At 59.7% G+C, this 20,901-nt stretch carries 19 protein-coding genes; 10 read left to right on the top strand and 9 right to left on the bottom strand.

The genetic code is table 11. The features are described from left to right. Positions 1-44: 44 nt before the first annotated feature. Positions 45-1,358, bottom strand: coding sequence for an ATP-binding protein (locus ACRER8_RS08570; RefSeq protein WP_431745900.1), 1,314 nt, complete (start codon positions 1,356-1,358; stop codon positions 45-47). A 164-nt stretch (positions 1,359-1,522) separates the two neighbouring features. Then, positions 1,523-2,263, bottom strand: coding sequence for an osmolarity response regulator transcription factor OmpR (gene ompR, locus ACRER8_RS08565; protein ID WP_431745899.1), 741 nt, complete (start codon positions 2,261-2,263; stop codon positions 1,523-1,525). A gap of 280 nt (positions 2,264-2,543) precedes the next feature. Between ompR and ACRER8_RS08560 the strand changes: the two genes are divergently transcribed. The 3 genes from ACRER8_RS08560 to gshA all read left to right on the top strand — a co-directional run bounded on the left by ACRER8_RS08560 (position 2,544) and on the right by gshA (position 7,038). After that, complete coding sequence (locus ACRER8_RS08560) at positions 2,544-4,868, top strand: Tex family protein (RefSeq protein WP_431745898.1); 2,325 nt, start codon at positions 2,544-2,546, stop codon at positions 4,866-4,868. Next, positions 4,868-5,254 (top strand): PaaI family thioesterase, encoded by a 387-nt coding sequence (locus ACRER8_RS08555; RefSeq protein ID WP_431745897.1) that lies wholly within the window; start codon positions 4,868-4,870, stop codon positions 5,252-5,254. The genes ACRER8_RS08560 and ACRER8_RS08555 overlap by 1 nt, the downstream gene beginning before the upstream one ends. Positions 5,255-5,451: 197 nt before the next feature. Next, entirely contained in the window at positions 5,452-7,038 is a 1,587-nt protein-coding gene (gene gshA / locus ACRER8_RS08550; protein WP_431745896.1) for a glutamate--cysteine ligase, read from the top strand. Positions 7,039-7,199: 161 nt separating this feature from the next. On the opposite strand, the gene argA is transcribed toward gshA, so the two are convergent. Continuing rightward, the gene (argA, locus tag ACRER8_RS08545) at positions 7,200-8,498 is read right to left on the bottom strand and encodes an amino-acid N-acetyltransferase (RefSeq protein ID WP_431745895.1); all 1,299 of its coding nucleotides are present in this window, start codon (positions 8,496-8,498) and stop codon (positions 7,200-7,202) included. A 125-nt stretch (positions 8,499-8,623) separates the two neighbouring features. After that, positions 8,624-9,772 carry an acetylornithine deacetylase gene (gene argE, locus ACRER8_RS08540; protein WP_431745894.1) on the bottom strand — a complete coding sequence of 383 codons (1,149 nt, stop codon included), beginning with the start codon at positions 9,770-9,772 and terminating at the stop codon, positions 8,624-8,626. A gap of 183 nt (positions 9,773-9,955) precedes the next feature. Between argE and ACRER8_RS08535 the strand changes: the two genes are divergently transcribed. Then, entirely contained in the window at positions 9,956-11,323 is a 1,368-nt protein-coding gene (locus tag ACRER8_RS08535) for a CYTH domain-containing protein (RefSeq protein ID WP_431745893.1), read from the top strand. A 151-nt stretch (positions 11,324-11,474) separates the two neighbouring features. Here ACRER8_RS08535 and ACRER8_RS08530 read toward each other — a convergent pair whose 3' ends face one another. Beyond that, entirely contained in the window at positions 11,475-11,945 is a 471-nt protein-coding gene (locus tag ACRER8_RS08530; RefSeq protein WP_431745892.1) for an Lrp/AsnC family transcriptional regulator, read from the bottom strand. Positions 11,946-12,094: 149 nt separating this feature from the next. On the opposite strand from ACRER8_RS08530, the gene ACRER8_RS08525 reads away from it, so the two are divergent. Then, positions 12,095-12,442 carry a hypothetical protein gene (locus ACRER8_RS08525; RefSeq protein ID WP_431745891.1) on the top strand — a complete coding sequence of 116 codons (348 nt, stop codon included), beginning with the start codon at positions 12,095-12,097 and terminating at the stop codon, positions 12,440-12,442. 113 nt (positions 12,443-12,555) lie between these two features. Next, positions 12,556-14,340, top strand: a complete 1,785-nt coding sequence (locus ACRER8_RS08520; RefSeq protein WP_431745890.1) for a GspE/PulE family protein — start codon at positions 12,556-12,558, stop codon at positions 14,338-14,340. 16 nt (positions 14,341-14,356) lie between these two features. Here ACRER8_RS08520 and ACRER8_RS08515 read toward each other — a convergent pair whose 3' ends face one another. Further along, the gene (locus ACRER8_RS08515; protein ID WP_431745889.1) at positions 14,357-15,127 is read right to left on the bottom strand and encodes a glucose 1-dehydrogenase; all 771 of its coding nucleotides are present in this window, start codon (positions 15,125-15,127) and stop codon (positions 14,357-14,359) included. 172 nt (positions 15,128-15,299) lie between these two features. Between ACRER8_RS08515 and ACRER8_RS08510 the strand changes: the two genes are divergently transcribed. The 4 genes from ACRER8_RS08510 to ACRER8_RS08495 all read left to right on the top strand — a co-directional run bounded on the left by ACRER8_RS08510 (position 15,300) and on the right by ACRER8_RS08495 (position 17,406). Next, positions 15,300-15,539: a hypothetical protein gene (locus ACRER8_RS08510; RefSeq protein WP_431745888.1), complete on the top strand. Its 240-nt coding sequence runs from the start codon at positions 15,300-15,302 to the stop codon at positions 15,537-15,539. Next, on the top strand, positions 15,526-16,479 hold the full coding sequence (locus ACRER8_RS08505) for an SPFH domain-containing protein (RefSeq protein WP_431745887.1): 954 nt from the start codon (positions 15,526-15,528) through the stop codon (positions 16,477-16,479). The genes ACRER8_RS08510 and ACRER8_RS08505 overlap by 14 nt, the downstream gene beginning before the upstream one ends. 3 nt (positions 16,480-16,482) lie before the next feature. Next, positions 16,483-16,929: an NfeD family protein gene (locus ACRER8_RS08500; protein WP_431745886.1), complete on the top strand. Its 447-nt coding sequence runs from the start codon at positions 16,483-16,485 to the stop codon at positions 16,927-16,929. A gap of 159 nt (positions 16,930-17,088) precedes the next feature. Then, the gene (locus tag ACRER8_RS08495) at positions 17,089-17,406 is read left to right on the top strand and encodes a DUF2388 domain-containing protein (protein ID WP_431745885.1); all 318 of its coding nucleotides are present in this window, start codon (positions 17,089-17,091) and stop codon (positions 17,404-17,406) included. 109 nt (positions 17,407-17,515) lie between these two features. Here the strand turns inward: ACRER8_RS08495 and gcvH are convergent, their stop codons facing one another. The 3 genes from gcvH to ACRER8_RS08480 form a co-directional block, all read right to left on the bottom strand. Then, positions 17,516-17,899, bottom strand: coding sequence for a glycine cleavage system protein GcvH (gcvH, locus tag ACRER8_RS08490; protein WP_431745884.1), 384 nt, complete (start codon positions 17,897-17,899; stop codon positions 17,516-17,518). A 54-nt stretch (positions 17,900-17,953) separates the two neighbouring features. Next, entirely contained in the window at positions 17,954-19,036 is a 1,083-nt protein-coding gene (gcvT, locus tag ACRER8_RS08485) for a glycine cleavage system aminomethyltransferase GcvT (protein WP_431745883.1), read from the bottom strand. Positions 19,037-19,191: 155 nt separating this feature from the next. After that, positions 19,192-20,808: an ABC transporter permease gene (locus tag ACRER8_RS08480; protein ID WP_431745882.1), complete on the bottom strand. Its 1,617-nt coding sequence runs from the start codon at positions 20,806-20,808 to the stop codon at positions 19,192-19,194. Between the last annotated feature and the right edge of the window lie 93 nt (positions 20,809-20,901).

Genomic DNA, 20,901 nt, shown 5'->3' with positions numbered 1-20,901 from the left:
GCAAGCCGGCTCCTACAAGGGATGTGTCTTGGTTGCGGGCCTAATCAATCCGCATCCCTCGGCAACATCAGCCCCAATGGCAGTCGCACGCGCGCTTCCAGCCCGCCGCCAGAGCGGTTGCGCAGTTCGACGTTGCCGCCGTGCATGGAGGCAATGCGCTTGACGATGGCAAGGCCCAGACCGGTGCCTTTGCCACTGCGGGCGCGGTCGCCGCGGATGAAGGGGTTGAAGATGCCTTCCAGCTCCGACGGATCGATACCCATGCCACGGTCCAGCACGCTGAGCACCACATAGGGGGCGCCGCTGTCGCCAGAGACGTAGGCCGCGACTTCAACACCATCGCCTGCATGGTGCATCGCGTTGCCGATCAGGTTGTTGAGCAGGCGCTTCATGGAAACACGCCGCAGCGGAAACGGCGGAATCGACTCCAGGCACAGGCGCACCTGTTCGACCGGGCTGTTGTACGGCGCCACCACTTCGTGGACCAGCTCGACCAAATCGACTTCCTCGACTTCTTCGTCGCGCCCATCGCGGATGAACGCCAGGAACTGATCGAGGATGGCGTCCATGTCTTCGATATCGCGCACCATGCCTTCCATGAACTCGTTGTTGGCGGGCATTAGCTCCAGCGACAGGCGCAATCGCGTCAAGGGGGTGCGCAGGTCGTGGGAAACCCCCGCCAGCATCAATTCCCGCTCCTGACCCGCCTGTTCGACGTCTTCAGCCATCTGATTGAAGGCGCGATAAACTTCGGTCATCTCGCTGGGAGTATCACTGACGGGTAATCGTACGCTACGCCCTTGCCCCAATTGCCGGGCGGCGAAGACGAGGCGTTTGAGCGGCCGGTTGAGCTGACTGACGAAGATCCATGCCGAAGCAGTGGACAGCAAGCCAATCGCCAGGAACCAGCCGAGCACGCTCCAGATTTTCTGGCCACGTAGAGGGTGAGGATACAGAGGGACTTTCAGCCAGCCATCACCCAGGCTCGGCGCGCGCACCCACAAGGCTGGAGGGGCGTGAACACGCAGTCGCACCTCGGTGTCGGCGCCCAATTCGGCCTGCATCTGCCGCTGATAGATTTCCGAATAAGGCCAATGTTGCTCGCCTTCCGGGACACCGCCACCCACCACGCGAATCAGGCCCGCTGCATCGGCGATGGTTTGTCTGTCGCTTTCGTCCGCCGCCCAATACGCCCGCAACGTCAACGCGACACCATGGCTGTACTGCCGGTCAACGAGCACGTCTTCGTTCATCAGCAGATAAACCAGGGTCAATGCCTTTGAAAACAGCACGACGATGAGCACCAGCCACAGGGTGCGGGAGAAAAAGCTTTGCGGGAACCAGAGCGGTGTCTTCATAACAGCAGCTACACACTTTGCAGGAGCGAGCCAAGCTCGCGAAATTTCGCGGAAGGCAAGAGACAGCAAAACCAGCCACCCGACACCCTCCTTTTTTCAGGAAGCTCCGGGTGACTGGTCAGCGTAAGCGGGCGTGCAATGCGCCCGGCAACCTGTCGACTTGCTTACTGCTTGCTGGCACCGTCCGGTACGAACACATAACCCACACCCCAAACCGTCTGGATGTAGCGAGGTTTGGCGGCATCGACTTCGATCAGACGACGCAGACGGGATATCTGCACGTCGATGGAGCGTTCAAGCGCGTCCCACTCACGACCCCGGGCAAGGTTCATCAGTTTATCGCGGGTTAGTGGTTCCCGTGCGTGCATGACCAACGCCTTGAGTACAGCGAACTCGCCGGTGGTGAGCATGTGAACCTCATCGCCCCTCTTGAGCTCGCGAGTGGCAAGAGAAAGCTCGTACTCGCCGAAGGTGACCGTTTCGTCTTCGCTGGCAGGCGCGCCGGGCACAGGTGCGGACTGACGACGCAGGACCGCCTTCACGCGGGCCATCAACTCATCGGGGTTGAACGGTTTGGCCAGGTAATCGTCAGCGCCCAGTTCCAGACCCTTGATGCGACTCAACTCATCACCCTTGGCGGTCAGCATGATGATCGGCACCTGATTGTTCGCCGCACGCAGCCTGCGGCAGGCGGACAGGCCGTCTTCGCCGGGAAGCATCAGATCCAGCACCACCAAGTGAAAGACCTCACGAGCCAGCAGTCGGTCCATCTGCTCCACATTGGCCACGGCACGGGCCCGATAACCCTTGCTGGTGAAAAAGCGTTCTAACAGGCTGCTCAGGCCCGGGTCATCGTCAACGATGAGGATTTTCTCGCCTTCAGCCGGTTGTGCAGTGCTGCTCATTGGATGCTCCTTTGATCTCGGCGCGCATTATGGCGTAGCTGCTGTGATGTGCACCTGGTGCATTGTTAGCAGATTTTTCCTGAGTCGACACTGATGCGCTGCTTCAGGGTTCGCGGGTGTCTTCAGCCAGATCGCGCCCTCCTGTTTGCTGCATCTGACAGGGCAATCCCCTAATCGGAGTTCACTGGGTATAATGCGCCGCCCTCAAGATCAGGCACCACTCGCTCCAGGCGGTTCGCCAGCAGCCGGATTTTTGCACACACATTTGCCAGGTGGTTTTATGGACAGTATCAACAGCCGCATCGCCGAGGAACTCGGTGTCCGCCCGCAACAGGTCGAAGCGGCCGTCGCGCTACTGGATGAAGGCTCTACCGTGCCCTTCATCGCTCGCTACCGTAAAGAAGTGACTGGCAGCCTCGATGACACGCAACTGCGTCATCTGGAAGAGCGCCTGCGCTACCTGCGCGAACTCGATGAGCGCCGTATCAGCATCCTCGCCAGCATCGAAGAGCAAGGCAAGCTGACCCCGGAACTGGCGCGCGACATCAAGCTCGCCGACACCAAGACTCGCCTCGAAGACTTGTATCTCCCCTATAAGCAGAAGCGCCGCACCAAAGGCCAGATTGCTCTGGAAGCGGGCCTCGGCGAATTGGCGGACAGCCTGTTCAACGACCCGAGCCTGACGCCCGAGACGGAAGCGGCGCGCTTCGTCGATGCCGAAAAGGGCTTTGCCGACGTCAAGGCGGTGCTCGAAGGGGCCAAATACATCCTGATGGAACGCTTCGCCGAAGACGCCACGCTGTTGGAGAAACTGCGCAGCTTCCTCAAGCAGGAAGCGGTGATCAGCGCACGCGTCGTGGCGGGCAAGGAAGAAGAAGGTGCCAAGTTCCGCGACTACTTCGAACACGACGAGCCGCTGAAAAGCATGCCCTCGCACCGAGCCTTGGCGATTTTCCGCGGCCGCAACGAAGGTATTCTCAGCTCTGCATTGAAAGTCGGTGAAGAACTGCCTGGCACCCTGCACCCGTGCGAAATGATGATCAGCGAGCGCTTCGGCCTGCAGAATCAGAATCGTCCGGCAGACAAGTGGCTGGCCGAAGTAGTGCGCTGGACTTGGAAGGTCAAGCTGTACTCGCATCTGGAAACCGATCTGCTGGGCGAACTGCGCGACGGCGCCGAAACCGAAGCGATCAACGTTTTCGCCCACAACCTTCATGACCTGTTGCTGGCCGCGCCTGCTGGCCCGCGCGCTACATTAGGCCTGGACCCTGGCCTGCGCACCGGCTGCAAGGTGGCCGTGGTCGACGCCACCGGCAAACTGCTGGATTACGCCACGGTCTACCCGCACGTGCCGAAGAACCAGTGGGATCAGACCATCGCCGTGTTGGCCGCGCTCTGTGCCAAGCATTCAGTCGATCTGATTGCCATCGGCAATGGCACCGCCAGCCGCGAAACCGACAAGCTGGCGGCCGAGCTGATCAAAAAGTATCCAGGCCTGAAAATGACCAAGGTCATGGTTTCCGAGGCAGGCGCTTCGGTGTATTCGGCGTCGGAGCTGGCCGCCAAGGAATTCCCGGATCTGGACGTATCGATTCGTGGCGCGGTATCCATCGCCCGTCGCTTGCAGGACCCATTGGCGGAACTGGTGAAGATCGATCCAAAATCCATTGGTGTCGGCCAGTACCAGCATGACGTGTCCCAGCTCAAGCTGGCTCGCGGTCTGGATGCTGTGGTCGAGGACTGCGTGAACGCCGTGGGTGTCGACGTGAACACCGCTTCGGTAGCGCTGCTGGCGCGTATTTCGGGCCTGAATACCACGCTGGCGCAAAACATCGTCACCCACCGCGACGAGAACGGCGCCTTCAAGACTCGCGCCTCGCTGAAGAAAGTCGCGCGTCTGGGCGAAAAAACCTTCGAGCAAGCCGCAGGCTTCCTGCGCGTAATGAACGGCGACAACCCGCTGGACTCTTCCGCAGTTCACCCGGAGGCGTATCCGCTGGTGCAGCGCATCGCGGCTGAAACTGATCGCGATATCCGCTCGCTGATCGGTGACGCCAGCTTCCTCAAGCGCCTTGACCCGAAGAAATTCACCGACGAGACTTTTGGCTTGCCGACAGTCACCGACATTCTTCAAGAGCTTGAAAAACCAGGCCGCGACCCACGCCCCGAGTTCAAGACCGCCGAGTTTCAGGATGGCGTCGAGGACCTGAAGGATCTGCAATTGGGCATGATCCTCGAAGGCGTGGTGACCAACGTGACCAACTTCGGTGCGTTCGTCGATATCGGCGTGCATCAGGACGGTTTGGTGCATATCTCCGCGCTTTCAGAGAAATTCATCAAAGACCCGCGCGAAGCGGTGAAGGCTGGTGACGTGGTCAAGGTCAAGGTCATGGAAGTCGACATCCCGCGCAAACGCGTCGGTCTGTCGATGCGCATGAGCGACACACCGGGCGAGAAGATCGACGGCGCCCGAGGCGCACGTCCTGGGTCGGCCCCTCGTCAGCAGCAAAGCAGCGCGCCACGCAAAGAAACCGCGACAGCAGCCCCGGCCAGCAACGCCATGGCTTCGCTGTTCGCCAACGCCAAGCAACTGAAGAAACGCTGATGGATATCCCGGACGACCTGACTCAAAGCGCTTATTTCAAAACCCTGGGTTGCCGTATCGTGCGGCTGAGTGAAGAAGGCGTCGCCGAAGTTGCACTGGCGCTGGAACCGCACCTGCGCAACCGTGGCAATGTGATGCATGGCGGCGCGCTGTTCAGCCTGGTCGACATTGCGATGGGGCTGGCCTGCTCCAGCGCCCATGGCTTCGACAAGCAAAGCGTGACCGTCGAGTGCAAGATCAACTACATGCGCGGCGTCCCGGATGGCGAAGTCACCTGTGTCGCGACGGTACTGCATGCCGGCCGTCGTACGCTGGTGGTCGAAGCCGCCGTGCATCAGGCCGACAAGCTCGTCGCCAAAGCACAAGGCACGTTCGCCATCGTCTAGCTGTCCGATGGCGATATGAGTTAATTTCGGCACTGCGTATCAGTGTCGAAATTTTCTGATTTGCTTGTGGGAATGATCAGCGACGGGCATCGGCGTTCGGACCAAAAACGAGGCGAAAACGCCAGTTCCTTTCTTCACCCTTGTAGACCGCCATATCGCCCCCATATAGGGCCGACTGACGCGTGAAGGAATCCAACTTGAGCGAACTTCTCAATCGCCGCCTGGCTCTGCTCGGCGAGCACTCTCACCTCTCCCTTCTGGAGAAGTGCTTGCACGGTATCGAGCGCGAATGCCTGCGCGTTACAGGCGACGGTCGCCTGGCTCAGACACCGCACCCTGAAGCCCTGGGTTCTGCGCTGACCAACGAGCAGATCACCACCGATTATTCCGAATCGCTACTGGAGTTCATTACTCCTGCGCTGACCAACCCCGCCGAGACGCTGGACAGCCTGGAGAAGATTCATCGCTTCGCCTACAGCAAGCTGGGCAGCGAGTACATCTGGAGCCCTTCGATGCCGTGCCCGTTGCCGGCCGAAGAAGACATCCCGATCGCTTATTACGGCACCTCCAACATCGGCAAGCTGAAGTACGTGTATCGCCAGGGTCTGGCGCTGCGCTATGGCAAGACGATGCAGTGCATCGCCGGGATTCATTACAACTTTTCGCTGCCCGAAGACATTTGGTCCGTGCTCAAGCAGACTGTGGACTTCGATGGCAGCGATCGCGATTTCCAGTCCGAGAGCTACATCGGCCTGATCCGCAATTTCCGTCGCTACAGCTGGCTGTTGATGTATCTGTTCGGCGCCTCGCCTGCGCTGGATGCCAGCTTTCTGCGCGGTCGGTCGCATCAGTTGGAGCAGTTCGACGCTGACACGCTGTATCTGCCGTACGCCACCAGCCTGCGCATGAGCGATCTGGGTTACCAGAGCAATGCCCAGGCCGACCTGACGCCTTGCTACAACGACTTGCTGACGTACACCGACAGCCTGCGCAAAGCGGTGGCAACGCCTTACGCGCCCTACGTCGAGATCGGCACGCACAAGGATGGCGAGTGGATTCAGCTCAATACCAACGTGTTGCAGATCGAAAACGAGTACTACTCGACGATTCGCCCCAAGCGTGTCGCCTACTCCGGCGAGCGTCCGATTCAGGCGCTGGTGGCCCGCGGCGTGCAGTACGTTGAAGTTCGCTGCCTGGACATCAACCCGTTCCTGCCGGTGGGTATCGACCTGCAACAATCGCGCTTCATCGACGCGTTCATCCTGTTCTGCGCGTTACAGGAAAGCCCGCAACTGGCTGACTGCGAATGCGGCAACGCCAGCGGCAACTTCCTGACCGTGGTCAAGGAAGGCCGTCGTCCGGGCCTGCAATTGAGCCGCAACACCTCGACCATTGACCTGAAGGTCTGGGCCGACGAATTGCTGGATAAAATCGAGCCAATCGCCGCGCTGCTGGATAGAAGCCAGAGCATCGACGAGCACGTCAAGTCGCTGGCCGCTCAGCGTGCAAAAGTTGCAGATCCGTCTCTGACGCCATCGGCGCAGGTGCTGGCGGCCATGACCGAACATAAGGAAGGCTTCACGTCTTTCTCACTGCGCCAGGCGCAAGTCCATGCCGAATATTTCCGCAGCCGCCCGTTGAGTATCGAAGACCAGACCGACTTCGAAACCCGCGCCCGCGAATCCCTGATCCAGCAATCAGAACTGGAGCAGACCGAAGAGCCGGTGGATTTCGATATTTTTGTCGGGGCGTATCAGGCGAGCATTCTGGCGATCAGTAACTGAAGCACCCGCTGAAAACTGTGGGAGCGATTTTCGCGAATCAATCTGCCAGACGACCTTATGCGCCGCATGACATGACTTCTCGCAGATGAATTCGCTCCCACAGGGATCCCGCTAGACCGCAAAGATGCGTCAGACCCGAATCCGGACCTGACGCCTTTCGTTCAAATCGCCTTCTCGAAAATCTTCGAATTACGCTGGTAGTTGTACAGCGATGCGCGGGCGCTTGGCAGGCGATCGACGCTGCTTGGCTCGAAACCTCGCTCGCGGAACCAATGCGCGGTACGGGTGGTGAGGACGAACAGGGTCTTCAAACCCTGCGCCCGCGCCCGTTCTTCGATGCGTTCAAGCAGTTCATCGCCGCGCCCACCGTGACGGTATTCGGGGTTTACCGCCAGACATGCCAGCTCGCCTGTCTCGGAATCAGCAATCGGATACAGCGCTGCACACGCGATGATCAAACCTTCGCGCTCGACCACGCTGAACTGCTCGATCTCACGTTCCAGCACTTCGCGGGAGCGACGCACCAGGATGCCCTGCTCTTCCAGCGGCGTGATCAGATCGATCAAACCGCCCACGTCACCAATCGACGCCTCGCGCACTAGTTCGAACTGCTCCTGCGCCACCAGCGTACCGCCACCGGCACGGGTGAACAGCTCGGACAGCAGCGCGCCATCTTCGGCATAGCTGACGATATGACTGCGCGCCACGCCGCCACGACAGGCCTGCGCGGCGGCGTCGAGTAGCTCCGCCTGATAGTTGTTGCCCAGCCGCTGAAGATGCGACGGGACCTGCTGCGGACGCAGTTCGCGCACCAGACGGCCCTGCTCATCCATCAAGCCGGACTCGGCGCCGAACAGCAGCAACTTTTCGGCGCCCAGATCAATCGCGGCACGAGTGGCGACGTCTTCGCAGGCGAGGTTGAAGATCTCCCCCGTCGGCGAGTAGCCCAGCGGCGACAGCAGCACGATCGAGCGCTCGTCTAGCAACCGATTGATACCTTTGCGGTCGATCCGGCGCACTTCGCCGGTGTGTTGATAGTCGACGCCTTCAAGCACACCGATTGGGCGTGCCGTAACGAAATTGCCGCCAGTCACCCGCAACCGCGAGCCCTGCATCGGCGAGGCTGCCATGTCCATCGACAGGCGCGCTTCGATGGCGATACGCAGAGCGCCCACGGCGTCGATCACGCATTCAAGTGTCGCAAAGTCGGTCACGCGCATGTCGCGATGGAAATGCGGCGTCAGACCCCGTGCCTCCAGGCGGCTTTCGATCTGCGGACGCGAGCCATGAACCAGCACCAGACGCACGCCCAGACTGTGCAGCAGGACAAGGTCGTGAACGATGTTGCCGAAGTTGGGGTGCTCGATGCCGTCGCCCGGAAGCATGACGACGAATGTGCAATCCCGATGGGCATTGATGTAGGGAGACGCGTGGCGCAGCCAATTGACGTAATCGGGCATATCCGAATGAGCCTGTAAAAAAATGGACGAAGGGTGAAAACACTCACAACGGCATGAGCTTTATCGTCGGAACAGGCATCGCAACACGCGTACTCTCCTTCTGGATTGACTCTGGGATGGCCGACTCACGCAGGAGTCAGGCAGTAATGTTCGATCAACTGACGCAATAGACGCACTGTAGGCTGCAAACGTGACATTTCGAGATATTCGCCGGGCTGGTGCGCACAGGCGATATCACCTGGCCCCAACACGATCGTTTCGCAACCAAGGCGCTGAAGATAAGGCGCTTCGGTGCCAAATGCCACTGCTTCGGCCGTATGGCCGGTCAGACGCTCGGCAACGCGCACCAGTTCAGCGTCGGCACTTTGCTCGAACGGTGCGACCTCCGAGAATAACGGCGCGTAATCGATCTTTACCTGATGTTGCTCAGCCAGCGGGTGCAGCTTCTGCCGGATCGCGGCGCGCAGCATTTCCGGGTCCATGCCCGGCAATGGGCGCAGGTCGAATTCCAACGAACACTGCCCGCAAATGCGGTTGGGGTTGTCGCCGCCATGGATACAACCGAAGTTCAAGGTCGGCTGAGGCACGCTGAACTGTGGGTTGCTGAATTGCGTCTGCCATTGCTGGCGCAAATCTTTGAGCGCGCCGATCGCGTCGTACATCGCCTCCAGAGCGCTGTGGCCCAGGCTCGGGTCCGACGAATGGCCGCTGCGCCCCAGAATCTCGATACGTTCCATCATCACGCCTTTGTGCAGACGAATCGGCTTGAGGCCCGTCGGCTCACCGATCACCGCGGCGCGGCCCAGCACCCCACCGGCAGCCGCGAGGGCCTTGGCACCGGCCATCGAGCTTTCTTCATCGCAGGTCGCAAGAATGATCAACGGTTGCTTGAACGGCCTGTCCAGCAAGGGTTGTAGCGCTTCGATCGCCAGCGCGAAGAAGCCTTTCATGTCGCAACTGCCGAGTCCTACCCAACTGCCATCGACTTCTGTCAGCTTCAGCGGATCGGTCTTCCACAGCGCGTCGTCATAGGGAACGGTGTCGCTATGGCCGGACAGCACAAGGCCGCCGGGGCCAGATCCATAAGTCGCCAGCAGATTGAACTTGCCGGGGCTGACTTGACGGATGTCGCAGGCAAAACCCAGATCACCGAGCCAGGTCGCCAACAGGTCGATGACGGCGCGGTTGGATTGGTCGAGCGCAGGCTGCGTACAACTCACCGAAGGGGCGGCGATCAGTGCCGCGAACTGGTCTTTCATGGACGGCAACGGCATGGCGACTCCTTAAATGCTGGCGCGACTACGAACCATCATAGGGGGATTGGACAGCAGGAATAAACTGTCACGGGTGATGTCCTGTACACTGCACGACCCACGCAGCTGTGTCGATTCCGGCTGCGTCCCCTTCTTTTCAGAAATAGAGCGCCTATCAGCGATAGAGCGCCTGGATTCCCGGCCATGCAGAAAGAAACCGAAATCAAACTCCGCGTCAGCCGCGAAACCCTCATCGCCTTGCGCGACCACCCGTTGCTGAAGAAGCGCAACAAAAGCGGCTGGGAGCGGCTGGAGCTGTTCAACCAGTACTTCGACACCCCTGAGCGTGAGCTTGCACACGCCAAGGTCGCCCTGCGCCTGCGCCGAGATGGCGACGCGATCATCCAGACCCTCAAGACTCGCGGCCAGAGTGTTGCCGGTCTCTCGGAGCGCAACGAGTACAACTGGGATCTGCCCAAGGCTAAGCTGGACGTAAAGAAGCTCGACGGTGAATGCTGGCCCGAGCAACTGGCGGATCTGGACAAGAAAACTATCAAGCCGGTGTTCACCACTGATTTCGTTCGCGAGAAGGCCGAGATCGCCTGGGGTCGTGGCAAGTCCAAGGTGGTGATCGAGGCTGCGCTGGATCTGGGCAACGTCATCGTCGGCAAGCAGAAAGAAGAAATCTGCGAGCTGGAGCTTGAACTGCGTGAAGGCGAACCTGCCGCGTTGTTGGAGCTGGCCGCCGAACTGGCCGAGAAACTGGCGCTGATGCCATGTGACATCAGCAAGGCCGAGCGGGGCTATCGCCTGTTCGACGCCAGCAGCTATTCGATCAAGCTGCCTGCGCCGGAATTGCATGCCGAGACCTCCGTGGACGACGCCTACAGCGCGCTGGCCTGGTATCTGCTGGGCAGCAGCCAGCGTCTGGCGGAGCAATACCGCTTCAACGGGCACTGGAATCTGCTTCAAGAGTGGGTCGAGGTGCTCGCCGAGCTGCGTGCCCTGACCGGCAGCTTGGGCCAGGCGGCGCCGCGCGCTACCACACATGACCTGCGCGCTGCGCTGGACGCCTTGCTGGAAGACTGGCGCACGTTGGTTCAGGCCGGTCAGGAAGACGCCGATGTGCGCGCCGCCGCCCATGAGCAGTTCATCGAAGAGCTTGAAGATCCGCGTTGGGGACTTTTCTCACTGACCACATCGCGCTGGCTGATGGCGCAAAGCTGGACGGTTGAGCGCAACAACCGCGGCAATCGTCAGGGCCATGCGATGTTGAGCAGCTGGGTGCCACGCTTCCTCGGCGATGAAGCGACTGCGTTGAACCTGGCGCGCTATCAGCAACAGCCGGAAGATCTGGCCGAGCAGTTGCCACGCATCGAGCGCATCCAGGTCTGGCTGCACCACGCCCGCCAGACTCTGGAATTGCCCGAGCTGGACCGTCTGTATGGCGAGCTGAACAAACTGGAGCAACTGGCGCACCTGGACATCAGCGACGAAATCCTCGAAGCCCGAGTGCAACAGACCATTACCGTGCTGCAAAGCCGGGCATGGAAGACGTTGTTGAAGCTCTAACGCCGATCCAACTGTAGGAGTCGGCTTGCTGGCGAAGGCGTTCTTTGAGTCACTATCCATGCGACCGATCCGACGCATTCGCCAGCAAACCGGCTCCTACAGTTCATTGCGTAACCCTATGATCCAGGTCGCGTCAGACGTCAAAATCCAGCTACTTCGACATCGGTAAACTCGTCGTCGATTTGATCTCCGAAAGCGCCACGGTCGAATTCACCTCCTGAATCCCCGGCACCAATGACAGTTTCTCGAAGAAAAACCGCTCATACGCCTCAATGTCCGGCGTGACGATGCGCAGCAGAAAGTCCACCGATCCCATCAACACATAACACTCCAACACCTCCGGAAATCCGCGAATCGCTTCGGTGAATTCAGTGAAGTTCGAGCGGCCATGAGCGTTCAGCTTCACCTCGGCGAAAATCTGCGTATTGAGCCCGATTTTCTTGCGATCCAGCAGGGTCACCTGCCTGCGGATCACGCCTTCATCCTTCAGTCGTTGAATCCTGCGCCAGCAAGGCGACTGAGACAGACCCACCTGTTCAGCGATTTGTGCGCTGGACAGAGAAGCGTCCTCCTGCAGCAGCGCCAGAATCTTGCGGTCGTAGGCATCCAGCTCGGTCTGCATAATCAATTCTCGATAAAGGCAGTTGACACATTAAGAAGTCGCAACAAGCGTATTTCGGTCGATTATGGACCAGAAGTTTCTTTTCCCGCATGTAAAACTTTCTCTCACTCAAACAGCTCGTCCAGCCGACGAAAACAGGAGAGTTCAGTATGCCGCACCTCGAAGCCGTCACGCCCGCCCCGCTTCGCCACGACGTCTGGTCAGTTGGCAACACCCATTGCCGCTCGCGCTATCAGATCTTCGCTGAGGCCGAGCCCGACCTGATCTGCCGGGTGCTGAACCTATTCGCCATGCAGTACCTGATCCCGCGGCAGGTGAGCGTTTTGCAGCAGGAAGGTATGTTGATGATCGAGGTTGAAGTGGACGGCATGACATGGCATCGGGCGCAGGTCATTGGTGAAAAAATGCGCAACCTGATCAATGTTTGCACAGTTGAACTGGAACCGATCGGCGATTCGTACGTCCTATCCGAGCCCGTCTCACTCGCTGTCGGTTGAGGTGCGCCGAAAATATTGGCAACGCTTCACTACCTGCAGGACGCAACAACTGGCACGCTTGGGACTACTCTTGCTTATCTACGAAGTAAGCCGTCTCGTCCAAAGGAGCCCGCATGTCCGTCCTTGCCCCATCTTCCCAGGACCGCTGGCTGGATCTGAATGAAGTGCTGCGCGACCTCGTCGCGCAGGGATACCTCGATCAGGACAACGCCGAATACGCACTGACCTTGCGCCGAACTGCGCAGAATCTGCAGACCCATCCGCTGGAGTTCATCGCTGCCCAGCAATTCGACAACCATAAGCGGGCGGGCAAGAAGCTCGACCTGGAGACCCTGACTGCCTGGCTGGCCGAGCAGGCTGGTCAGCCCTACCTGCGTATCGACCCGTTGAAGATCAACGTGGCCGCCGTTACGCCTCTGATGTCCTACGCCTTCGCCCAGCGCCACAAGATCCTGGCCGTCGCTGTGGATCGCGAGTGCGTGACCATCGCCAGCGCCCAACCTTACGTGAAGGCATGGGAAGCGGATTTGATGCACGTATTGAAAATGCCGATCAAGCGTGTAGTCGCCAACCCGGTTGACGTGCAGAAACTCGCTGTCGAGTTCTATCGACTGGCGAAATCGGTCAGCGGCGCCAGCGCATCCGATCAGAAAGTGAGCAACCTTGGCAACTTCGAGCAGTTGCTCAAGCTTGGTGCGAGCGATCAGGAACCGGATGCCAACGATGCGCACATCGTCAACATTGTCGACTGGCTCTTCCAGTACGCCTATCAGCAGCGCGCCAGCGATATCCATATCGAACCGCGCCGGGAAGCCGGGACCGTGCGTTTTCGCATCGACGGCGTGCTACACAACGTTTATCAATTTCCGCCGCAGGTAACGATGGCGGTCACCAGCCGCCTGAAGAGTCTCGGCCGGATGAACGTCGCCGAGAAGCGCAAGCCGCAGGATGGCCGGGTCAAGACCAAGACACCCGATGGCGGCGAAGTGGAATTGCGGCTGTCGACCTTGCCTACAGCGTTTGGCGAAAAGATGGTGATGCGGATCTTCGATCCGGAAGTGCTGCTCAAGGACTTCGATCAACTGGGCTTTTCCGGCGACGACCTGCGCCGTTGGGAAGGCATGACCCACCAGCCCAACGGCATCATTCTGGTGACCGGGCCGACCGGTTCCGGCAAGACCACCACGCTGTACACCACGCTGAAGAAGCTGGCGACGTCGGAGGTGAATCTTTGCACCATTGAGGACCCGATCGAAATGGTCGAGCCTGCGTTCAATCAGATGCAGGTTCAGCACAATATCGACCTGACCTTCGCCAGCGGCGTGCGCGCCCTGATGCGGCAGGATCCGGACATCATCATGATTGGCGAGATTCGCGATCTGGAGACCGCGGAAATGGCGATCCAGGCGGCACTCACCGGTCACCTTGTACTTTCAACGCTGCACACCAATGACGCGCCAAGCGCCATCAGCCGTCTGTTGGAACTGGGGGTGCCGCATTACTTACTCAAGGCGACGATTCTGGGCGTGATGGCTCAGCGTCTGGTGCGTACGTTGTGCCCGCACTGCAAAGCGCCGGTGGAGATCGATGAAGTTGACTGGCAAACCCTCACACGCCCCTGGCAGGCCGCTGTGCCGAGCGGTGCGCAGCGGGCAGTGGGTTGCGCGGAGTGTCGCGACACCGGTTATCGCGGACGCGCGGGGGTGTACGAAATCATGCTGATGTCCGATGCAGTGAAATCCCTGATCACGGCGGATCTGGATCTCACGGCGTTGCGGCGCCAGGGCTTCAAGGACGGCATGCGCAGCCTGCGCCTGTCAGGCGCGCAAAAAATCGCGGCAGGTTTGACCACGATCGAGGAAGTGCTGCGGGTTACGCCGCAGAGTGAGCAGCGGTAGATCGACCACAAACGGATTACAACGACGCCGTGATGCCTCCATCGACGTAAAGAATGTGGCCATTGACGAAGCTTGCGGCATCGGAAGCCAGGAACACTGCGGCCCCGGCCAGTTCAGAAACTTCGCCCCAGCGACGACTCGGTGTGCGCTGCACCAGCCAGTCGCTGAATTCAGGATTGGTGACTAGCGCCGCATTCAGCTCGGTTTTGAAGTAACCCGGCCCGATGCCGTTGACGTTCAGACCATGCGGCCCCCAGTCGATCGCCATGCCCTTGGTCAGCATCTTCAGCGCGCCCTTGCTGGCCGCGTACGGCGCGATGTCTGGCCTGCCCAGCTCGCTCTGTACCGAACAGATATTGATGATGCGCCCACGACCACGAGGAATCATGCAACGCGCCACGGCCTGACCGACGAAGAATGCGCTGTCCAGATTGGTGCGCATCAGCTCGTGCCAGTTCGCTTCAGTGAATTCGGCCAATGGCCCGCGACGTTGAATACCCGCATTGTTGACCAGAATTTCCAGCGCTCCGACACGCGTTTCGATGTCCTGGACTGCTGCATTGACGGCAGCGCTGTTCGTCACGTCGAAGGGCTGGGTGTGGACATCATGACCTTCTGCTGCCAGCGTCGCAGCCGCCGATCGCAATGTATCGATATTGCGCCCATTGAGCACGACTCGGGCGCCAGCCTCGGCCAACCCGCGTGCGATCGCCAGGCCAATACCAGCGCTTGAGCCGGTAATCAGCGCAGTTCTTCCGTCGAGGCGGAAGCTTTCCAGAACAGCCATGTCGTGTACCTCTTGTTCAACCAATTTTCGGATCATGGGGGTTTGGAACCCACTCTGACTCATCGCGCCGGGCGCTGTCACCCGACGTCACATCGAGCCTGTTGTAACAAGCGACCATTGCGCCACCACCGGCCCGGCGTGCACCTTCCCGGATCCGGCGCTGAAGACGACGATGTTCAACCTCACGCGCGAGCTATTCTTCAGCAACGAACTTGCGGATATCGATGCAAGGCTTGCCAGCGGCGACTCACTTCAGAACGCCACCGCCAGCAAGCCGACTGCCACAGGTATTGTTGCGCGACGTGACTTTGATACAAGAAATATTCCCGGAGCGGATTGCGTCACCGTACTCTTCGCCGACTCGTCTATTCATCAATCGCAATCAACAGGGACAGGTTATGCAAATCGGTAGTGTGGTTTTACTGTTCGTCGCGCTGGCCATCGCCATTGTGTTCATGGGCTTCAAGGTCGTGCCCCAGGGTTATCAATGGACCGTCGAGCGCTTCGGGCGCTACACCAACACCCTCAAGCCGGGGCTGAACATCATCGTCCCGGTGGTGGACCGTATCGGGCACAAGATCAACATGATGGAAACCGTGCTGGATATTCCGCCGCAGGAAGTCATCACGTCTGACAACGCCACGGTGCAGATCGACGCAGTCTGCTTCTATCAGGTCGTCAACTGCGCCCAGGCGGCGTACGAGGTCAACAATCTGCAGCACGCGATCCGCAACCTGCTGCAGACCAACATCCGCACCGTGCTCGGCTCGATGGAGCTGGACGCCATGCTCAGCCAGCGCGACGGCATCAACGAACGCCTGCTGCGCATCGTCGATGAGGCGACTGCGCCATGGGGTATCAAGATCACGCGGATCGAGATCAAGGACATCAGCCCTCCCGCCGATCTGATGGCGGCGATGTCCGGGCAGATGAAAGCCGAGCGGATCAAGCGCGCCCAGATTCTTGAGGCGGAGGGCCTGCGAGCCTCAGCGATTCTTACCGCCGAGGGCAAGAAACAAGCACAGATTCTCGAAGCGGAAGGCGAGCGTCAGGCCGCGTTTCTGGAGTCCGAAGCCCGGGAGCGTCAGGCCGAAGCCGAGGCCCGCGCGACTCAGGTGGTGTCCGAAGCGATCGCCGCTGGTGACGTACAGGCCATCAACTATTTCGTCGCGCAAAAGTACATCGATGCGCTCGGCAAACTGTCGTCGGCCAACAACAGCAAGGTCATCCTCATGCCGCTGGAGGCCAGCCAGATGATTGGTGCCATCGGCGGCATCGGCGAGATCGTCAAAGCGACGTTCGACAAGGGCACTGTCGACAAGACCAGGCCCGACACCGGCAAGCGAGTCTGAGCCATGTGGGATTACCTGCAAGACCTATCGTTTTGGGACTGGCTGGGCCTCGGCACTGTGCTGTTGATTCTGGAAGTCTTTGGCGCAGGCGGTTATCTGCTGTGGATCGGCGTGGCGGCGGCGGGCGTCGGAATTCTCACGTACATCATTCCGGCGCTGAGCTGGGAAGTGCAGTTCCTGTTGTTCGCCGTACTCTCGGTGCTCACGGCGCTGTATTGGTGGCGTCGCCAGCGCAGCGTGCTGCGCAAGTCCGACCAGCCTGGCCTCAACATGCGCGGCTCGGAGCTGATTGGCAGGACATTCGTCGTGCATGACGCCATCGTCGGCGGGCGCGGCAAGATCAAGGTGGGTGACGGGGTGTGGATGGTCGTAGGGCCCGATACACCAGCGGGGGATCAGGTGAGAGTCATTGCGCAGGAGGGCGCGATTTTGAAGGTTGAGGTGGTGTGAGCTACGAGTCTTGAGCTTGGGATCAGTACTCAGCCTGTGGGAGTGAGCCTGCTCACCCCACAGAAGGCATCGCCGCGTGTTTCAACGTGAGACACGGAACTACATCAGCGCCGGGCGTATCAAACCGTTTCAGAACAACCAAAGTCGGAGTACCCCGCCATGCGTCTAAAACTTGCTGTAGCCACGTTAGCTCTGCTTTCCCTGCCAGTCGGTTCAGCAATGGCTGACGGCTTCCTGCGCGACGTTCTTTCGTCCGGCGCAACCACGGGTTCGACCTACCTCACTTTCCGGCATCACAAACTGATCGTTGCAGCGCAGGACGATGCAGGTAGCTTCGTTGCCAGCAACGGCGCCATTCGCGGCCCGTATCTGGAAGCGGCCATGAATCAGGTTCGTCAGGACAACCCAGGCTTGAACGCTTCGGACATGGATCTGGCCAACGCAATTCTCGCAAAAAATCTCGTTGCCGAGCAGTAATCCGCTGAACAAACAAAGCCTGTAGCAGCACGGCTTGCCGGCGCCAGCGAGATCAAACCCGCCACCGCCGTCAAACCATGCTGCTACAGACTGTTGTTAAACGACTGACTTACTCGCCAATCGCGGCTTTGTAGCCAGCAGCGTCCAGCAACTTGGCCAGATCGGCGTCAGCATTGCTTGCCTTGACCTTGAAGATCCACGAGTTGTAAGGCGAGTTGTTTAGCTCTTCAGGCGCATCGCCCAGTGCTTCGTTCACCTCGACGACTTCACCGGCTACCGGCGAGTAGATGTCAGAGGCGGCCTTTACCGATTCGACCACGCCTGCTTGATCACCGGCAGCGAAAACCTTGCCGATTTGCGGCAATTCGACAAATACCACGTCACCCAGCGCTTCCTGCGCATGATCGGAAATACCGACAACGATCAAATCACCCTCTTGTTTCGCCCACTCATGGCTTTCGGCAAAACGCAGTTCGGCGGGAATTTCGCTCATAATTTTTATCCTCTCTACTTCATCAGGTCAGCGGAAAAACCCGCCAGGGAGTTATTAAATCAGGGCCTTGCCATGACGCACGAACGCCGGCTGGACCACTCGAACCGGGTACCACTTGCCGCGGATTTCGACTTCGGCACGGTCGGCAGTCGCGATCGGAACACGCGCCAGGGCAATCGACTTGCTTAGCGTAGGAGAGAAACTACCACTGGTGATCTCTCCTTCGCCAACTTCCGCTATTCGGACGACCTGATGTGCACGCAAAACCCCGCGTTCCTCAAGGACAAGCCCTACAAGCTTCGAGTTGACGCCTCTTGACCGCTCTGCCTCCAGCGCAGCACGGCCGATGAAGTCGCGCTCTTGCGGCGCCCATGCGATGGTCCAGCCCATGTTGGAGATCAACGGTGAAACCTGCTCGTCGATTTCCTGCCCGAACAGGTTCATGCCTGCCTCCAAACGCAGCGTATCGCGCGCACCCAGGCCAATCGGCGAGATGCCGGCACCCACCATGTCGTTGAAGAAGCTGCAGGCCTGATCGCTCGGCAGGATGATTTCCAGCCCGTCTTCACCGGTATAGCCGGTGCGGGCAATGAACCAGTCGCCTTCCTGCTGCCCTTCGAAGGCTCGCAAAGTGTGGATAAGTTCGGCGCGGGCCTGGGTCACGAGTTCAGCGATTTTCTGCCGAGCGTGCGGACCCTGAATGGCCAGCATGGCTAACTCGGAGCGATGGGTCAGCTGCACGTCGAAGCCGGCAAGATGGCCATTCATCCAGGTCAGGTCCTTGGCGCCGGTGGCTGCGTTGACCACCAGTCGATAACCCTCGTCGGTGAGATAGACGATCATGTCGTCGACGATCCCGCCCTGGGTGTCGAGCATCGCGCTGTAGAGCGCACGCCCGGTTTGCTGCAACTTGCCGACGTCGTTCGCCAGCAGGTATTGCAACCAGGGCTTGGCCTGGCTGCCTGAAACGTCGAGCACATGCATGTGTGACACGTCGAAAATCCCACAATCGCGGCGCACCTGATGGTGCTCTTCGACTTGTGAGCCGTAGTGCAACGGCATATCCCAACCACCAAAATCGACCAGCTTCGCGCCAAGCGCGAGGTGCAGGTCAAAGAGCGGCGTACGCTGTCCCATGGGTTTCTCCTTCCGGGCGTGGCGAAGACGCGATCGTCGAAAACAACGGCAAATCCCCCGTAACTTGGGGTCTGAAACCTTTGCTAATTTGCAGAATTGTCTGACAGACCGCGTCGATTGCGGCGCATTGTATCCGCAAGGCTGTGACCCCGCACCTAGCCGATTGGTCTGGCCGAACGTCTGATTAAGCCAATTACCGGTAGCAAACCGACCATGACCAGCGTTAACGCTGGTAAAGCGGCTCGCGCCCACTCGCCTTCGCTGGTCATTTCGAAGATGCGCACGGCCAGCGTGTCCCAGCCGAACGGGCGCATCAGCAGCGTAGCGGGCATCTCCTTGAGCACATCGACGAACACCAGCAACGCCGCGCTCAAGGTGCCGGGAATCAACAGCGGCAGATAAATCTTGAAAAACAAACGTGGCCCGCTGACACCCAGGCTGCGGGCTGCTTCGGGCAACGAAGGACGAATCCGCGACAGGCTATTCTCCAACGGCCCGTAGGCGACGGCGATGAAGCGCACCAGATAGGCCAGCACCAGCGCCGCAAGGCTTCCCAGCAATAACGGTTTACCCGCACCACCAAGCCAGCCGGACAGTGGCACCACCAGCTCACGATCCAGATAACTGAACGCCAGCATGATCGACACCGCCAGTACCGAACCCGGCAATGCGTAGCCGATATTGGCCAGACTCACCCCCGAACGGATCGCGCGAGTAGGCGCCAGACGACGGGCGAACACCAAAACCATCGCCACACTGACCGTGACCAATGCAGCAATGCCTCCGAGATACAGGGTATGCAGGATGAGCCCGGTATAACGTTCGTCCAGATCGAAACGCCCGCGCTGCCAGACCCACACGATCAATTGCAGCAGCGGCACCACGAACGCACAGGCGAAGACCAGCCCACACCATGTACTGGCCGCAGCGGCCTTGAGTCCACGCAGGTGATAAAGCGCCTTGGCCCGCGGCCGCTCGTTACTCGCACGACTGGCACCTCGGGCGCGATGTTCGCCATACAGCACCAACATCACCGCCAACAGCAGCAGGCTGGCCAATTGCGCTGCGCTCGACAGGCTGAAGAACCCGTACCAGGTCTTGTAGATCGCTGTCGTGAAAGTATCGAAATTGAAGACGGCGACGGCGCCGAAATCGGCCAGGGTTTCCATCAAGGCGAGTGCGACACCCGCACCGATTGCAGGTCTGGCCATCGGCAGCGCGACACGCCAGAACGCTTGCCAGGGCGACTGTCCGAGAACCCGCGCAGCTTCCATCAGGCCTTTGCCCTGAGCGAGAAAGGCCGTGCGCGCTAGCAGGTAAACGTAGGGATAGAACACCAGCACCAGAACGATGATCACCCCGCCAGTCGAGCGCACACGGGGAAAACGGATGCCTGTGCCAAACCACTCACGCATGAGGGTTTGCACGGGACCGGCAAAATCGAGCAGGCCGACGAAAACGAACGCAAGGACATAGGCGGGAATGGCGAACGGCAGCATCAACGCCCAGTCGAGCCAGCGTCTGCCGGGGAATTCACACAATGCTGTAAGCCAGGCGAGACTCACGCCCAGCAACGTCACACCGACACCTACGCCGAGCACCAGGGTAAGGGTGTTGCCCAGCAGGCGCGGCATCTGGGTTTTCCAGAGGTGCGACCAGATCTCGTGATCGATGGTCTGCCACGACAGCAGCAGGACACTCAGGGGAAGGAGCACGAGCGCCGCGACGGCGAAAACCAGAGGGTACCAGCGGCGCTGGGCGGGATGAGCCAAGTGGGGTTCTCAAAAAACGTAGTAAATAGCGAGAGGACAACGGACCCTGTGGGAGCGAATTCATTCGCGGTTGGCTGGCACATCCGACACATT

Source organism: Pseudomonas sp. (assembly GCF_050739935.1).
GTDB lineage: Bacteria > Pseudomonadota > Gammaproteobacteria > Pseudomonadales > Pseudomonadaceae > Aquipseudomonas.
The sequence above is the reverse complement of the archived record's forward strand: the minus strand, read 5'-3'. Positions and strand labels throughout refer to the sequence as shown.

What these genes read in the sequence shown, in the direction of transcription:
- ACRER8_RS08525 (WP_431745891.1), top strand. Translation starts at nt 12,095, where the DNA reads ATGCCGCACCTCGAAGCCGTCACGCCCGCCCCGCTTCGCCACGACGTC.
- ACRER8_RS08570 (WP_431745900.1), bottom strand. Translation starts at nt 1,358, where the DNA reads ATGAAGACACCGCTCTGGTTCCCGCAAAGCTTTTTCTCCCGCACCCTG.
- ACRER8_RS08500 (WP_431745886.1), top strand. Translation starts at nt 16,483, where the DNA reads ATGTGGGATTACCTGCAAGACCTATCGTTTTGGGACTGGCTGGGCCTC.
- argE (WP_431745894.1), bottom strand. Translation starts at nt 9,772, where the DNA reads ATGCCGTTGCCGTCCATGAAAGACCAGTTCGCGGCACTGATCGCCGCC.
- ACRER8_RS08505 (WP_431745887.1), top strand. Translation starts at nt 15,526, where the DNA reads ATGCAAATCGGTAGTGTGGTTTTACTGTTCGTCGCGCTGGCCATCGCC.
- argA (WP_431745895.1), bottom strand. Translation starts at nt 8,498, where the DNA reads ATGCCCGATTACGTCAATTGGCTGCGCCACGCGTCTCCCTACATCAAT.
- ACRER8_RS08560 (WP_431745898.1), top strand. Translation starts at nt 2,544, where the DNA reads ATGGACAGTATCAACAGCCGCATCGCCGAGGAACTCGGTGTCCGCCCG.
- ACRER8_RS08520 (WP_431745890.1), top strand. Translation starts at nt 12,556, where the DNA reads ATGTCCGTCCTTGCCCCATCTTCCCAGGACCGCTGGCTGGATCTGAAT.
- gcvH (WP_431745884.1), bottom strand. Translation starts at nt 17,899, where the DNA reads ATGAGCGAAATTCCCGCCGAACTGCGTTTTGCCGAAAGCCATGAGTGG.
- ACRER8_RS08530 (WP_431745892.1), bottom strand. Translation starts at nt 11,945, where the DNA reads ATGCAGACCGAGCTGGATGCCTACGACCGCAAGATTCTGGCGCTGCTG.
- ompR (WP_431745899.1), bottom strand. Translation starts at nt 2,263, where the DNA reads ATGAGCAGCACTGCACAACCGGCTGAAGGCGAGAAAATCCTCATCGTT.
- ACRER8_RS08535 (WP_431745893.1), top strand. Translation starts at nt 9,956, where the DNA reads ATGCAGAAAGAAACCGAAATCAAACTCCGCGTCAGCCGCGAAACCCTC.
- ACRER8_RS08510 (WP_431745888.1), top strand. Translation starts at nt 15,300, where the DNA reads ATGTTCAACCTCACGCGCGAGCTATTCTTCAGCAACGAACTTGCGGAT.
- ACRER8_RS08555 (WP_431745897.1), top strand. Translation starts at nt 4,868, where the DNA reads ATGGATATCCCGGACGACCTGACTCAAAGCGCTTATTTCAAAACCCTG.
- ACRER8_RS08495 (WP_431745885.1), top strand. Translation starts at nt 17,089, where the DNA reads ATGCGTCTAAAACTTGCTGTAGCCACGTTAGCTCTGCTTTCCCTGCCA.
- ACRER8_RS08515 (WP_431745889.1), bottom strand. Translation starts at nt 15,127, where the DNA reads ATGGCTGTTCTGGAAAGCTTCCGCCTCGACGGAAGAACTGCGCTGATT.
- gcvT (WP_431745883.1), bottom strand. Translation starts at nt 19,036, where the DNA reads ATGGGACAGCGTACGCCGCTCTTTGACCTGCACCTCGCGCTTGGCGCG.